The sequence below is a fragment of the Acidobacteriota bacterium genome (genome assembly GCA_026393755.1).
Lineage (GTDB): Bacteria > Acidobacteriota > Vicinamibacteria > Vicinamibacterales > JAKQTR01 > JBAXOX01.
Window position 1 is genome coordinate 210,523 of sequence record JAPKZO010000028.1, and the last position, 15,048, is coordinate 225,570.

The 15,048-nt window shown below is 64.0% G+C and carries 12 protein-coding genes; 1 reads left to right on the plus strand and 11 read right to left on the minus strand.

Features of this window, described 5'->3' with window-relative positions:
• Window positions 1-296: 296 nt before the first annotated feature.
• The gene (locus NTV05_11400) at window positions 297-2,120 is read right to left on the minus strand and encodes an ABC transporter ATP-binding protein (GenBank protein MCX6545001.1); all 1,824 of its coding nucleotides are present in this window, start codon (window positions 2,118-2,120) and stop codon (window positions 297-299) included.
• Between the two features lie 18 nt (window positions 2,121-2,138).
• The gene (locus NTV05_11405) at window positions 2,139-3,284 is read right to left on the minus strand and encodes a nucleotidyltransferase family protein (GenBank protein MCX6545002.1); all 1,146 of its coding nucleotides are present in this window, start codon (window positions 3,282-3,284) and stop codon (window positions 2,139-2,141) included.
• Window positions 3,285-3,390: 106 nt separating this feature from the next.
• Between NTV05_11405 and NTV05_11410 the strand changes: the two genes are divergently transcribed.
• Window positions 3,391-3,960, plus strand: a complete 570-nt coding sequence (locus tag NTV05_11410; GenBank protein MCX6545003.1) for a YdcF family protein — start codon at window positions 3,391-3,393, stop codon at window positions 3,958-3,960.
• Between the two features lie 19 nt (window positions 3,961-3,979).
• Here the strand turns inward: NTV05_11410 and NTV05_11415 are convergent, their stop codons facing one another.
• From NTV05_11415 to NTV05_11455, 9 genes are all read right to left on the minus strand, one after another.
• A complete protein-coding gene (locus NTV05_11415) occupies window positions 3,980-4,738 on the minus strand; it encodes a WecB/TagA/CpsF family glycosyltransferase (GenBank protein MCX6545004.1) in 759 nt (252 codons plus the stop codon).
• Between the two features lie 12 nt (window positions 4,739-4,750).
• A complete protein-coding gene (locus NTV05_11420) occupies window positions 4,751-5,947 on the minus strand; it encodes a glycosyltransferase family 4 protein (protein MCX6545005.1) in 1,197 nt (398 codons plus the stop codon).
• A gap of 38 nt (window positions 5,948-5,985) precedes the next feature.
• Window positions 5,986-7,077, minus strand: a complete 1,092-nt coding sequence (locus NTV05_11425; protein MCX6545006.1) for a glycosyltransferase family 4 protein — start codon at window positions 7,075-7,077, stop codon at window positions 5,986-5,988.
• Between the two features lie 60 nt (window positions 7,078-7,137).
• A complete protein-coding gene (locus NTV05_11430; GenBank protein ID MCX6545007.1) occupies window positions 7,138-8,310 on the minus strand; it encodes a glycosyltransferase family 4 protein in 1,173 nt (390 codons plus the stop codon).
• A complete protein-coding gene (locus NTV05_11435; protein MCX6545008.1) occupies window positions 8,307-9,524 on the minus strand; it encodes an O-antigen ligase family protein in 1,218 nt (405 codons plus the stop codon). Before NTV05_11435 ends, NTV05_11430 begins: the two co-directional genes overlap by 4 nt.
• A gap of 24 nt (window positions 9,525-9,548) precedes the next feature.
• Window positions 9,549-10,961, minus strand: a complete 1,413-nt coding sequence (locus NTV05_11440) for an oligosaccharide flippase family protein (protein ID MCX6545009.1) — start codon at window positions 10,959-10,961, stop codon at window positions 9,549-9,551.
• A gap of 53 nt (window positions 10,962-11,014) precedes the next feature.
• A complete protein-coding gene (locus NTV05_11445; GenBank protein ID MCX6545010.1) occupies window positions 11,015-11,872 on the minus strand; it encodes an FkbM family methyltransferase in 858 nt (285 codons plus the stop codon).
• Window positions 11,873-11,961: 89 nt separating this feature from the next.
• Window positions 11,962-12,927 (minus strand): GDP-L-fucose synthase, encoded by a 966-nt coding sequence (locus NTV05_11450; protein ID MCX6545011.1) that lies wholly within the window; start codon window positions 12,925-12,927, stop codon window positions 11,962-11,964.
• Window positions 12,928-12,998: 71 nt separating this feature from the next.
• Entirely contained in the window at window positions 12,999-15,047 is a 2,049-nt protein-coding gene (locus tag NTV05_11455; GenBank protein MCX6545012.1) for a hypothetical protein, read from the minus strand.
• Between the last annotated feature and the right edge of the window lies 1 nt (window position 15,048).

Below are 15,048 nucleotides of genomic sequence, written 5' to 3' on the forward strand. Positions count from 1 at the left end.
CTGGTAGCGCCCTTCCACGGTCTAGAACTTCCAGATCAGACAGTCTTCCATCTCAGACGATATCCGCCATTCGCCGTACGTGTCAAACCAACAGCCTCTTCTCGCCGTGAGTACGAACGGCTGTAAAGCATTGACTGCACAAACGATACCTGATGTTCCGTTCGGTAACACTGACTGCGTCAGCCCGCGGCGGCAACCGGGCTATCACTCCCGGAGTAATTAGCCCCATCGCAATCACTCCGGGAGTAATTAGCCCCACCGCAATCACTCCGGGAGTGGGACGTGAGCAGCGGTCTTCACTGGTCCCGGTAGTGCTGCGCCTGCGCCCGGTAGAGCCGCGCGTAGTGCCCGTTGCTCTCGAGGAGCACCGCATGCCGCCCCTTCTCGACGATCCGGCCCTGGTCCATCACGTAGATGCAGTCGGCCATCTGCACGGTGGAGAGGCGATGGCTGATGATGATGGCGCTGCGTCCGCCCAGGAGCTCGCGAAACTGGCCGAGTAGCTCGGCTTCGGCGAGAGGATCGAGTGCGCTGGAGGGCTCGTCGAGAATCAGAACGCGCGCGTCACGCCAGAACGCGCGCCCCATCGCGATCCGTTGCCACTCGCCCTCGCTGAGCTCCTGTCCCTCCCGAAACCAGCGGCCGAGCAGCGTGTCGTAGCCGAGAGGCAGGCGGCCGACGACCGAGTCGGCGCCGGAGCGGCGGCCAACTTCCGCGATGCGCACAGCGTCGGGAGGTGTCGCGACGTCGCCAAGCCAGATGTTCTCTTTGGCGGTTAGCGCGTAGTGCGCGTAATCCTGGAAGGCCGCGCTGATCTGGCGCCGCCACTGGACGGGATCGAGATCGCGCAGGTCGATGCCGTCCACCGTGACGGCTCCGCGTGTCGGATCGTACAGCCGGCAGAGCAGCTTGATGAGCGTGGTCTTGCCCGATCCGTTCTCCCCGACAAGTGCGACGACTTCCCCCGGCGCCACCGTCACGTCGATGTGTTCCAGCGTGTCCGAAGCATGACTTGGATAGCGGAACGCAACGTCATGAAAGCTGATGCCGCGGGTCATCGGCTCTGGTACGGCCTTCGGCTGATGTGGGGCGGCAACGTTCGGCACGAGGTCGAGAAATCGATAGAGATTCGTGAGGAACAGGTTGTCTTCGTACAGCCCCGCCAGCGAGCGCAGCACGGCCTGCAGCAGTGAGAGGCCTGTCTGGAATCCGATGTAGTACACCGCCAGGTCGCCCAGGGTGACGGCGCCGCGAATCGTCTGGAGCGCGATCCAGGCGAGCGAGCCGAAGAGGGCGGCAATCGCCACGATCTGCGCGAAAAGATCAGTCACGATCCGGTAGCGGGCGAGGGTGAGCGTCCCGGTACGGATGGCCCGGCGCAGGTCCTGGTAGCGCGACCGGAACAGCGCGCCCAGGTCGAAGATGCGCAATTCCTTCGCGTGGCGCATCTCGGTCATCACCGTGTGGTAGTACCACGCCCGGCGTTCCTGCTCTGTCTGTGCCTGCTGCAGGCCGAAGAGCCGGCGCGAGTACATCAGGCGGGCGAACGCACCAGGCAGGACTCCGATGAACAGGGCGGCGGCCAGCAGCCAGTTCAGCGAGATCAGCCAGGCCGCGATGCCGGCGAGCGCCAGGCCGTTCTGCGCGATCTGAATCAGGCCGTTGACGATGCGCGAGGGGCGATAGGGCGCTTCGCCTTGGGCGCGGTGCAGCGTGTCGTAGTAGGAGGGATCTTCGTAGTACGCCAGGTCCACCGCGATGGACTGCGCGTGCAGGATCTCCGCCACCGCGTCGGTCACTTGCAGCGACTGCGCCTCCGTGGCGTATTCGGTGAGCAGGCGCGTGAGCGCGGTGAGAAGCGCGACGCCGGCGGCAATCAGGATCCAGAGGAACACCCCGTGGACGAGTTCTGGCCGGCCCGGCGCGCCGACCGTGGCTGAGACCGCGTCCAGGATGCGCTTCATCACATAGAGCGCCGCCAGAGGCAATCCACCTTGCACGACCACGAGTGCGGCGTTGGCAAGCGTCCACCGCGGCGCCGTCTGCCAGACCAGGTGCAGGGCGCGGCCCAGCCGGAATGCGGCCTGGATGCGCTGGCGGGGAGTGGGTCGTGCTGACATGAGTGGTGAGGCCAACTCTCAGATCTCTCCCGATACCTTGAAGTGCACGATGTGCTTCAGGCGCAGTTGCCAGATTCGCCACAATGGCGCATTCGGCAGGTCGTAGCGCAACTGCAGCCAGTGGCGATCGCGGAACACCGCGCGCCACACGAGCTTGAAGGCGCTGGCAGGGCGATCGACCAGCAGCAGCAGCAGCAGGAATCGCTTCGGACCGCCGCTCAGCTGTCTCGCTTCCACGAGTTCGCGCGTAGAAGCGAGTCGCTTCAGGAGTGATTGGCGCAACGAAGAAGGCGCGAGATCCGCCAGGGGCAACTCGTTGTCGGGGTCGCCAAACAGCTCCGCCAGGGCGTGAAGCACAACCCATGTCGCGCATGACACCCGCCAGGCGCGCGCACGTTCGGCAACCGTTCGCCAGTCGATCGCCCATGCCTGGCGCGCGACGTCCAGGTCCAGCAGTGTTCGGAGCCCGCCGTCCGACATCTTGTGAGTGACGGCGAGATGGATACAGTTGTGGATGACGGCGTCTTCGTGCGAGAGGCCGCGTGGGCCGGTTCCCTCGCGCGCGAGCGCCCGTTGCCAGATAGCGTCCTCGTCTATGCGTGCGGTGTGTCGCACCCACTCGCCCGGAAAGATCTTCCAGTGGAGCTCGACCAGTGGTGCGTGCTCCTTGGACATCTGCGTTTCGCCTGTCAATGCGGCCTGCCACGCGTAGTCCCCGCCGGCCTCGGAAGGTGGGGCATAGCCGAGAGACTCCATCGCCGAGCGCGCCGCCTCGATGTGCTCGCGCCGCACCCACAAGTCGAGATCCGCCATCGGGCGCAGGGCGATGTCGCCGTAAGCCGTTCTTGCGAGGCTCGCGCCCTTGAAGGGAACCACCTGGATGCCCGCGGCCTCAAAGGCGCCCAGGATTTTGGCGAGTTCATCAAACAGGCGCACGTTGCGCGCGGCGCTCACGAGGTAGGCCTGTCGCAGTCGTGCCGCAGTTGGCGGCGGCGGGACCACGTCGCGTTCTTTCAAGCGCGCATACGCGACGGGCACGACGTCGTGATGCTTCGCCAGCGCGAGCAGGCGTTCCCACTCCGCCTCACTCAGGTTCTGCTCCACCTCGGCGCTCTTCGCGAGCACCGCGACGAGGCGCTGGCCGTCAGGATTGATCTCGGTCATGCGATGTTCGGCGGTGTGACTTGACGCGTCGGCCGCTTCAGCGATAATTCGGTCGTGTTCGGTTCCACGCGACGATGTACTGGACCGGTCAGCGAGTGACGAGAAGATGAAGAAGATTGTCTTGTTGTTGATCGCGTGCCCGGTAGCTCTGATCTTGATCGCCGCGCTCGCTTTCTGGCTGACCGACGCCCCACTTCGGGCCGCGTCCGACTATCTCGAAGTCTTGGATCCTCCCGAGAAGGCCGATGTCATCGTCGTCCTCGGCACTGGCGACGGCCCCAGGCTCGAATGGGCCGCCCAGCTCTATGCGCGGGGGCTCGCCCCCACGATCCTCCTCACCGGCTACGCCAACTATCCGCCGGCCAACGACTTTGCCCGGGCCCATGGAATGTCGCCGGAGACAGTCATCCGCGAGCGCAACTCCACGACCACCTATACCAACGCCACGCTCTCGGCGCCGATTCTGCGTCGTCTTGGCGCGCGCAAGGTGATCCTGGTCACGTCCTGGTACCACTCCCGCCGCGCCCTGCAGACGTTTCGCAAAGTCGTGCCCGACATTCGGTATGTTTCAATCCCCGCGTCGCGCGATTCGGAAGCAGTCAGCCGGACAAAGATCGCCAAGGAACTGATTGGCATGGCCGGCTATTGTCTCTGGCGCGGGATCGCGCCGTGGTGACGGACCGAATCGGAGGTCGTCAACGCTGCACTCTGGCCCGCAGCACGGCGAACATAAACACCGGCGCCGAAATGAACATTCGCCGCCACAACCGTCGGGGCTGTTGAAGCAGCCTCGGCAGCCACTCCAACCCCAGCTTCTGAAACGCTGGATGGGAGCGCTTCACGCGCCCGGTATAGAACTCGAACACCGCCCCGATCGCCCCGGCGAACTTCACGTTCAATCGGGCGCGATTCTCATATATCCACTTTTCCTGCTTCGGAGCCGTCATCCCCACCCACAACACATCCGGCGCTGTGGTGTTCACCGCATCGACCATTGCGTCCAGTTCGGCGGGCGAATAGGCCGGTTTGAACGGGGGCGAATAGGTCCCGGTCACTCGCACGGCCGGGTAATCTCTCGCCATCCGCGCCCGAATCAAGGCCAGCGTCTCCTCGGTTGATCCCAGGAAGAACACACTCATGCCACCGGCGGCATTCATGCGCCGATGTAGTTCGCGGAACACGTCCGAGCCTGTCACCCTTTCCCGAATGCCGCCCCCCAGCAGGCGCGACGCCAGCACGATTCCGGCACCGTCCGGCGCCAGCCAGTCTGCGTCCTGCAGTGCCCGACTGAACAGCTCATCATTCCGTGCCACCGCGTACGAGTGCGGGTTCAGGCAGGCTAGCCAGACGCAGCCTCTGGGACTGCCGGGACTCCGGAGAACCGCGAACAGGCTGTCCGCGCATTGGTCCACCGAGTGGTCATCCACTCCGTAGCCAAGGATGTCCTCTTTCATACCGGGAACGCTCTAGGCCGCCCTGCGAGACACGTCGATGGCACGCCGATAGATTTCCATCAGTGTCGAGTAGTTCGCTTCTTCCGTGTACTTCGCTTCGAACTCGGCCCGCGCGCCGTGGCCCAGCCGTTCCAGCAAGCCAGGTGTCTGCCAGGCCGTCCGCACGGCACTCAGCAGAGACTCAGGATTCGCGGGCTCGAACACCACGCCGCTTTCGCCAGTGCGAACGATGCCGGGCAACGGCCCCAGATTCGAGACAGCCGCCGGCGTGCCAAAGGCAAACGCCTCGCGCACCACCATGGGAAAGCCCTCGAAGCATTCCGACGGCAGCACCAGCAAACGCGCTGCCGCGATCTGCGCCTGCGCCTCGGCGGCCGGCACCTGGCCCAGGAACCGAACCGGCAGCCCCTCTGCCATGCGCTCTAATTCCGGCCGCAATTCACCGTCCCCAACCACGCGCAACTCCGGCGGATCCGGGCCCCAAGCTGCCCATGCTCGCAACAAACCCGCGACCCCCTTCTCCGCCTTCAGGCGACCGACAAAGACCACATGGGGCGCCCGCTCGTGCCAGGGCTGCACGCGCGGCATCCCTGGATAAAAGTTCGGCTTCACGTGTACTTTCTCCAGCGGCAGACCGGAATCAGCCATCCGCTGCCGTTGGAACTCAGAGAGCGCAATGAAGCCATCCACGTGTTTCGCCCAAGTGCCCGTCACCCGGTGCAGACCAACGCTGAACGCCAGCGGCAATGTGGCAACGCGGCTCCCTCGATAGCAGCCGTGTCTCAGCGCTGGCCAGGGCGTATGCACGTCGAGACAGTCGGTGCACACCCGTCCCGCACGCATCGGAATGCCTGCGGCACAGAACAGCCGGTAGTTGTGCAGCGTCAGGACCCGTGCAGCGCGATGGCCGATAGCGTGAAAGATCCCCGGCGAAATCAACGGAAACGTGTTGTGCACATGGACCACGTCGGGCTTGAAGCGTTCAACAGCCAGCCGCACGGCATGTGTCATCCACGGGTTCCACGGTGTCGCCAGCGCGCCTTTCACCGCTCCCCACCCGCCCTGGTCGCGAATCTCGTCGCTCTCGCGGGTGAAGGTCTCCACCTCATGGCCACGGCCCTGCAGCAACGCCTTCTCGGCCTCGAAGACCTGGTTTTCGCCTGATGGGGCGGATGAACCGTAGAGGTTGTGGACCAAAAGAACTTTCACCGTTCAGTCCCGTGACCTCAAACGTGAGCGCTCTTTGTTCATGTGAACACCTCCTCCAAGTGTTGGCGCATGATCGTCTCCCAGCCGAAGCGGTCCCGGCAGGCCAGGGCGCGCTTCGCGATCGCCGCCAGTTCGTCCCGCCGCCCGTCGAGGCTGAGAAGCATCTCGACGAGTTCGTCCTCCGTGTCGAACAGGAAGCCGTTTTCCCCATGCACGATGACGTCCTCGGCCACGCCAACACGCCGGGTCAGGACCACTCGCCCGAGAACAAGCGGCTCCACGATGCAGTGGCCGAACGTCTCGACGTTGGTCGGCACAACGGCGCACTGCGACCGCAGGTACCACCCGACCATCTCTTCCCTGTTGAGGAACCCCGGAAAGATCACTCTCCCCTCCAGGCCAAGGTGCCGGGCGAGACTGCGGCAGCCCTCGAGTTGCGCGCCCGCCCCGGGCAGCACGAGTTCGGCGCCACGATCGCTCGACGCCGACACGAACTTCGCGAAGGCCCGGATCAGCAAATCCTGGTTCTTCCCGCTGCGAAATTCGCCCGGGAAGACGAATCGAAGTGGGACCGAAAAATCCGGCGGCGGGACTTCGCGAAAGAACAATTCGCTCTCGCCAAGGGGAATAACGCGAATCTGCTTGCGGATGGCTCGAAAACGCCCCGCCAGGAAGCGCGACGGGGCGATCACGCGCCACGCAAAAAGCCACAGGGCCGCCCCGATGACGAGTCGGGCCACCACCGATCTGACGGGGTGGTTGTGGCGGAAGCCGTGGATCGTGTAGACGAGCCGCGGGCGCGGCCGCAATCGGGCCGCCGCGTGGACCGCAAGCGCGAGCTGCCAGTTGGTGTGCACCGAAACGTAATTGGGCCGGTGGAGCCTGATGAGCTCCGCCAGAGCGCGAGAGAGCCTGGCGAACTCTCCGTGGTCGTCGAGGCCAGGGATGATCGCGTGCACCCCACCCGCGCGACGTAACGTTTCGCCGAGCCCTTGATGCTGTTCCTTCTCTCCGGACACGAACACCCACGCGGCGTCCCCGACGGTGAGCGACGCTTGTGCCTGGGAGACGAGTTGATCGGTAACCCCGATGCGATGGGAGGAGACAAACTGGAGGATCTTCTTGGTCATCTGGCGAATCGATCTGTGGAGCAATTCAGAAGATGGCAGACCGCGAGGGCAAAGGGGCCGTCATTGTCTCGCGCTGTTCGAGACCCGGTCGAAGAAGGCCAATGTCGCGCCGGCGACGCGGTCCCAGGTTAGTCCCGCGCTCGCTGTCAGCGCCGCGTTTCGCGAGCTCCCACGCAGTTCGGGAGAGCCCATCAACTCGAGTAGCCGGGCGGCAATCCCCGCGCTGTCCCGCGGGCGAACCCAGAGCACGCCGAACGCATCATAGAACGACCGCGCCTCTGTGATCCCGTCAGTCAGGACGGTCGGCAGTCCGTGGAAGAGCGCCGCCAACGCGCTGCTGCTGTTGGATCCCACGCCGCCAGTGAACGGGTAGACTGCGGCATCGGCGCAATGCAGGCACGCGGAAACCTCCTCGCGCGACGGATCGGCGACAATGCGGACCCATCCGTCCTTGTCCACGTCGGCGAGCCGCCGCCGGATCGTCTCGTGGTAGCCCTCGTTGGTTCCGTCGGCGCGAAAACCTCCAAGCGCCATGAGAATCACGTTACGGGCCGACCGCCGCCGCGCCTCCGCCACGCCTTCGACCAGGTATTCGAAGCCCTTGACGCGGCCGATCCCACCGAAGAAAGCCACGACGAAGTCATCCAATGTGATCCCTCGCTCAGTGCGCCAGCGCTCCCGCAGCGCGACATCGTACGGGATGGGAACGATGTTCGAGCAGATTTGGATGAACGCCATCCGGTGCGCCGACAGGCCACCGAAACGGCGCAACGGTTCGCGGTTGTGCTCGTCGACAAGCACGATGCCAGACGATGCCCGCAACATCGGAATGGTGCGCAACCGGTAGAACAGAGATTGCTCCCAGAACCCGTGCATCGTCGTCACGACGGTGCACTGGGGCGCCGCAAGCCGGAGCGCGAGCGGCAGAATGTTGACCATTGGGTTGCGCCGGTACACCGAGGGGCAGTTGTACTGGATGTCGACGATCGGCGGCGCTCCGGAGCGGACCCGCCTCACCACCCGGCCGAGCTCGCGCATCGTCCACTGGTGCAGATCGCGTGTCACCGCAACCCCTGCTTGAGGGTCTTCCACGCCGTCGGCGAGACGGGTCGTCAGCACCTCCACGGCGACGCCCCTTCCGGCCAGCGCCGCAGCAAGATGCGAGGAATAGTCGCCTACCCCGGTGTGCCGCGGAGGGTAATCGCCGGTAACGATGACGACACGACGACTCACAATCCTCCCTCGTTTTGTTGCGTTCTGAGGGCGGCATAGCCGAGCCCGAGAATCGCGAACTGGAGGTTACCGAAGAACGCGGCGTAGAGGAGGATGTTGTCGGTGAACATGAACAGGGCGAAGGAAACGAATGACGAAGCCCCGCTGAACAGGAGGATGCGAGCTTCGCCCGTGGCCCTCCTGGCATGCTTCAGCGTGTGGAGGGTTTGAGCCAGAAGGGTCAGAGCAAATATCGCTGCCCCCAGGTAGCCGTAGTCGTACGACAAGCGCAGCCAGTCATTGTGCGGATGCGTCAGGGCTCCCTTGGTCACATCAACGATTAACGACTCCGAGGCGTTTGCCCCATGTCCCAGCAAGGGTCTCTTGGCGATGGCCTCGTTCATTTCGACCCACATCGCACTTCGCCCCGTGGTTGCAAAATCGGCGTTGTCGGCGCGGATTTCCGCAAGGGTGCCGCTCCCGGAATAGAACATCTTTCGCTGAATGGGCTCAGTCTGAAAGACGGCGAAACCGGCCGAGGCAAGCACGACCAGCACGAGCAGCCGCCGCTTCAGACTCAGCGGCGCCAGCGTCAGGGGCAATGTCAGGAGGGCAACCGCAATGCCGGTCCGGGTCACCCCAACGACCGGGATGGCCGCCATCGGCACCCACCAGAGCAGCGCCTTCCTGTCCCCCAATGCAAAGCGCGTCGCCAACGTGGTACAGAGAAGCGCGGCTGTCATGACCAACGCCGCCAGATTGCTCGTCATCGGCAGCGCGCCGGTGGCGAGGATTGCGGTTCGTACCAGCGCAACAATCACGATGGCGATCTGCAGTGTGACCAGGTGACCGCGTGCGCGATCGAGATCGCTGGGGCAGATGCGGGCCCTCGACACGACGGCCCCGATTGCCAGGGGGCAGAACATCATGACGGATCGCTGGAACGCGTTCGGGTTGTCAGATACTGCCAGGTAGAGAACAACCAACCCGAGCCAGGGCATCCAGATCCCGACCGGAAAGGTGGTGTTGCCCGGCGTACCGATGGCGACCGCCAGAGCCCAGGCGAGCGGGACGACCCATGCCACGGCCGAGAGGGGGATCCCGGGCATCACTTCGCCAGGGATCATCGACAGACCCGTGCTGATCAGCACGACTGTGAGAAGCGACGAATTACTGCGCAACTGCGGCATGGTGTCGGCGGTTGACGTGTGTGTGGGATTGTGACCGTATGCCACAAGACGGATTCCTCGCGATGACGTTCACGGATTCGTCCGGCCGCCAGCGTCGGACGCGCCGGCGCGTGTGGCCGTCCTGGCTGCGGCCAGGAGCCGGTGAACGAAGGCCAGCATCCAGACTGTCTGGAGCATATAGCCCGCGGCTCTCGCACTGGCCACGCCCACCGATCCGTGATGGACAAGCAGCAGCGTTCCCGAGATGAACACAATGGCCCATCCCAGGTTCATCAGCGTCCTGAGCCACATGTTTCCAGCCGCGGCAATGATCTGTTCCACAGGCTTGAGCACGCTGACCAGTCCGGTCGTGACGAGAACGACGACCAGCGTCGGCCAACCGCTTCTGAAGCCCTCGCCGTACAGGCTCATGAGGTAGGGGCTGGCAATGCTCGCTATCAGAACAAACGGCAAGACGATGAGCGCATTCAACTTCATCATGAAGACGAGTATCTTCATCGTTTGCGTCCGGTCCTGCTGACCAAGTCGTTCCGAGAACACAGGTAACAAGACCTGGCCTAGTTGAACCGGAAGGAAGAACAGCACCGTGAACCACTGATTGGCGGCGCCAAGCACTCCCATCTCCTCGTAGCCGTGCGACTGGTTGACGAGCAACGCCGCGCACAGCCAATTGGCGGGGCCAAGCATCGCTTCGGCGAAGACGGCCGGCAGGGCGAACCGCCACATCACCGAGATCTCCCGCCCGCTGCCTCTGAGGTTGAATGGAATCCTGTGCCGGTGCGTTTCCCTGCGCAGGGCCAGATGGTTGAGAAGCCAGTTGACGCCACAATTGAGTGCCAGCGCCCAGACGGCTCCGGTCAAACCGCCAAAGTAAGCCCCGGCAACCAGAATGGGAAACGAGATCAGTCCGACCAGCAGATTGATGTGAGCAATGGTCCTGAAAGCTTCAAAGCCAGACAGGGCCCCGGTCTGGGCGCCATTGAGCGCGCTGAGAAACAGTATCACCGCCGCGATCCTCAATACGCCCGCCAACTGAGGAGCATTGAGAGTACGGTCGGCAATCCATGGGGCGAACGCGGCAAGTCCCAGCGCCAGAAGTCCGCCAGTCGCAATCGCGACGAGACTCGAGAGAGCGATAATCCGTCCGGCCCGGTTCGGATCGCTGTGGCGGAACTCGGCGACGTGTTTGGTCGCGGTCAGCCCCAGACTGAACCCGGCGAAGATCGCGAACATGCCCACCGTGGCCTGGATCATCCCGAGTTCGCCGTAGCCCGCCTTGCCCAGCACTCGAACCACGATGATCCAGGCGGCCAGCATCAGCGTTTTCGAGCTTGCCGCTCCGGCAATCGACCAGACGACTCCCCGGGCGAGCCGGGAGCCGGTCTCAGAGTTCTTCAGCCTGTCCAGAGCTGGACGCAGCGCATCTGGACACGACGCGTAGGCGATCGTGGTCAGGTTGATTGACGGCAGCGACAATCGCATTGGCGGTTACCTGACAGTCGCTGCCGTCGCCACAGGGGCCAATCGGGACAGCTTCAAGACCGGCGAGAGTGAAACAGGTTTTCGCACACCGGCCCGAACGGGCTCTTCGCGCTGACCGCCACGCAATTCCACGATCGTTCGAAGTCCAGGTCGAGCGTGCCCGACCTGGTCAGTCGATAGATCTTCCATCCCTCTCCGAGCACGCCGCGAATGTCGTCGAGGCTGAAGTGCTCTCGACTCGTGGCATTGAACTCGAAGATGATCAACGGAGCACAGCGGCGCAGAAATTCCCGGCCACCTCGGAGCACTCCCGGCTCGGCGCCTTCCACATCAATGAGCAGCGCCGAGGTCCCCTCGACGCCACCGAGCGCCAGATCCAGCGTCGTTGCGGGTATGTCGCGGGATACCCCCTCGACCGTTTCCGCCGTCGAGGCAGCTGTTGGCCTTCGCACTTCGAAGCGCAGAACCCCCGGGCGTCCGTCCTCGTTGACCAACTTCCCGATCACTTCGACATTGCGTCGACCGTTCAGCTCGGCGCTCCTGCGGACGGCTTCCGCACATTCCTCGATCGGCTCGAACGCCACGATGCGGGCGACGTTGGTGTGGCGGGCGACATCGATTACGAACTCCCCGACGCTCGCGCCGACATCGATGAACGTTACCGGCCCCTCGTGCCCGCCAATCACGGTGTCCAGAAAGAGATGGGTCTCAGGCTCATTCCAGCTGCCGGCAACCAGTCTGCAATAGGCTGCGGCGACACGATGGTCAAAGCGCATGGTCTGGCCGTGGATCGAGAAGTTGCGGTCGCGCCGATTCAACCTCAGGAAAAATCCCAGCCCCTTCAGCTGGATCCCGAAGCGATCCTGAACCCACCCGTAGAGCAGGACGTAGATTTTCGTCAGGAAGAACATGGATTTCCGGGTCAGGCCACGGAGAGCGCGTGGCCCAGCCCCCCTACGACACAGGGAGGAGCGACGCGATACGAAATCACCGCGCCATCCTACGCAACCGACATCGCGCCACGGGCCGCGGCGTGGTTCTCGAGGAACCAGCGATACGACTGGGCGATGCCTTCTTCGAGCGCAATGCGGTGGCGCCAGCCAAGCGCGTGCAAGCGCGACACGTCGAGGAGCTTCCGCGGCGAGCCGTCGGGCTTGGTGGTGTCGAAGACCAGGCGCGCGGCGGGATAGACAGCCAGGCGCACCATGTCCGCGAGTTCCCTGATGGACAGGTCGACCCCGGTGCCCACGTTGATGTGGCCGGTGTCTTCGTAGTGACCCATCAGATACACGCAGCAGTCAGCGAGATCGTCCACGTGGAGGAACTCGCGCTTGGGCGAGCCGGTGCCCCAGATAGTCACGTCCGGATTCCCCGCCTCCCTGGCATCGTGAAACTTCCTGATGAGCGCGGGCAGCACGTGCGAGCTCTGCAAATCGAAGTTGTCGTTGGGGCCGTATAGGTTCGTCGGCATCGCCGAGATGAAGTTGCTGCCGTACTGGCGCCTGTACGACTGACACAACTTGATGCCGGCAATCTTCGCGATGGCATACGCCTCGTTGGTGGGTTCAAGCGGACCGGTCAGGAGATACTCCTCGCGAATAGGCTGCGGGCACTCGCGCGGGTAGATGCAGGAACTGCCCAGATAGAGCAGCTTCTCTGCCTTGAACAGATGCGCGGCGTGGACAACGGTGGCGTGAATCATCATGTTGTCGTAGATGAATTCCGCCGGCCGCGTGGAGTTCGCCATGATGCCGCCGACGGTGCCTGCCACCAGAAACACGAATTCCGGGCGGTTGGCCCGGAACCAGTAATTCACGGCAGCCTGATCGCGCAGGTCAAGCTGGTCTCTGGTCGCGCACAGAACGCGCTGGAAACCTCCGGCGTTCAGCCGGCGCAGGATGGCCGAGCCGACAAGACCGGCATGGCCGGCCACGAAGATTCTGGAGTCGGGGTTGAGAGTGGTCATGGTGTGCCCGTCGCCAATCGAAGACCACTCCCGGAGGGGTGTGGTCTCAGGGCGGAAGTATACCGTCTGTCCTATTTGGCAGCACGCCAGGGTCCGACATGGACCGAATGTTGCTCGCGGGCGCCAGCATACGTGCCCGATCTCCGATCGGCGCGGCGGCGATCCGTTGATCCCGCCCGAAGCTCGCGCCGATCGTTGCCTGACGCGCGATACCCGCCAACGCTTTCGACGGCCGGATCGAAGTCGCCATCGACCAGGCGAAGCTCGCGGCGCTGCGGCCTCCGCACGAGACGGCGATCGAACTCGATCTCCATCCTCACAACCTCGATGCTCAGTCGCTTACATTCCGAACGCGCGGCGTCCAGGCGTTCGGGCGTGACGTGCCGGCACGCCATAATCAACTTCCGCGCGGACGTTTCCGCCACCGCACGCTCGAGGCTGCCGATGTCTCCCCACACGGGAACGCCGTTGACCATCCCGCCGCTCTTGGCCGGATCGTCATCGATGAAGCCGACCGCCCGCATGCCAAACGCATCGTTGGCCAGCAACTGCGGCAGCAACAGGCCCCCGGTCATGCCCGCGCCATACACGAGAACCGGGATCCCGTCTTCCCTGGCCGCGTCGCGCCGGCTGACCAGCACGCGATACGAAATTCTGGCCCCACTGGCCAGGATCATCTTGACGAGCGCGTAGATCACGAACACCGAACTCGGGCTCTGGTCGCCGAACATGAGCCGGTGCGCGAGCAGCGAGATAAACGTCGCGCTGAGAATTGCGAGAGTCAGCCGCCGGAAGTCGTCAAGCGCCGCCAGCCGCCACGTCCCGCGATACAGCTTGAAGCTCCACAGCGCCACCACGGTGGTCGGCACCAGCACGGCGACCATGGTCATGGCCTGGGTTCCAAAGGAGGTCAGGTCCCACTTGTCGAGCTTGAGCGCCAGCGCCACGTACACGGCGAACATCACCATGGCCGCGTCCGCGAACACCGAGAAGAACGACTTGCGCAGAACGGGCGCCTCGTAGAACCGCAGCACGAGGCCGCTCCGAATCACCGCAAATTCTTCGTAGCCGAGACGCGCCACACCGACGAAGCCCGCCATCAGCAGGCCCAGCAGGAGCAGCCCGGCATCGAAGGCCCTCATCAGGATCGAGAGCATCCCGGCGGCTGCAAAGAAGAGACCGACGCCGTAGAGGATGAACACGACCTTGCGATGGCCAATGCCGCGCGCAAGCAACCGATGATGGAAGTGGTTCCGATCCGCTTCGTACAGGTGGTTGCTGCCAGGCTGGCTGATGCGGCGAATCGTTCTCCTGGCCATCGATACGGCCGTATCGGTGATCGGCAGACCAAGCAGGAACACGGGCATCGCGGCTGCAAAGCCGGACGAGAGGGTCGCGCTGCCGGGCAGCGCCAGACATCCCAGGAAGAACCCGATGGCGGTCGCCCCGGTGTCTCCCAGGAAGATCCTGGCGGGATGCAGGTTGTACGGGAGGAAGCCGATCAGGCCGCCAGCCACCACGACGGCGGCGGCAGCCATGCCCAGCTCGTGCTCGATCGAGAAGATCGCAGCCAGACTGGCGGTCGACACGAGAGCCAAACCCGCAGACAGCCCGTCGAGACCGTCAACGATGTTGAAGGCATTCGTGACGCCCATGATCCACAACATCGACAGCGGAATCGCGAGCACGCCGATGTACACCTCGCGGCCGAACAAGTGCACGACTGGCGACAGACACACGCCGAAGCTGATCGCGATGGCCGCGCCCACCCCGTGGGCGATGATCTTGGGCCATGCGGGCAGCGCCCGGATGTCGTCCCAGAGCGAGACGAACACGATCGGCACGAGCCCGAGACCAATGCCAATCACAAACGAGCCATTGATCGTACGGACCGCGTGGTTCGGCCAGGCCAGCCCCAGCAACGTAAACGTCAGCACGATCGATCCGATCACCGCCACGCCGCCCAGCAGAGGCATCGGCTCGCGGTGAACCTTGCGTGGATTCGGCCGATCCACCGCCCCAACCGCAATGGCCAGGCGACGAGCCAGTGGCGTCAGCGCCAGGCTCGCCAATGCGGCCACCAGAAGCGGCAAGACAAATTGCAGAAGTCGGGACGTCACG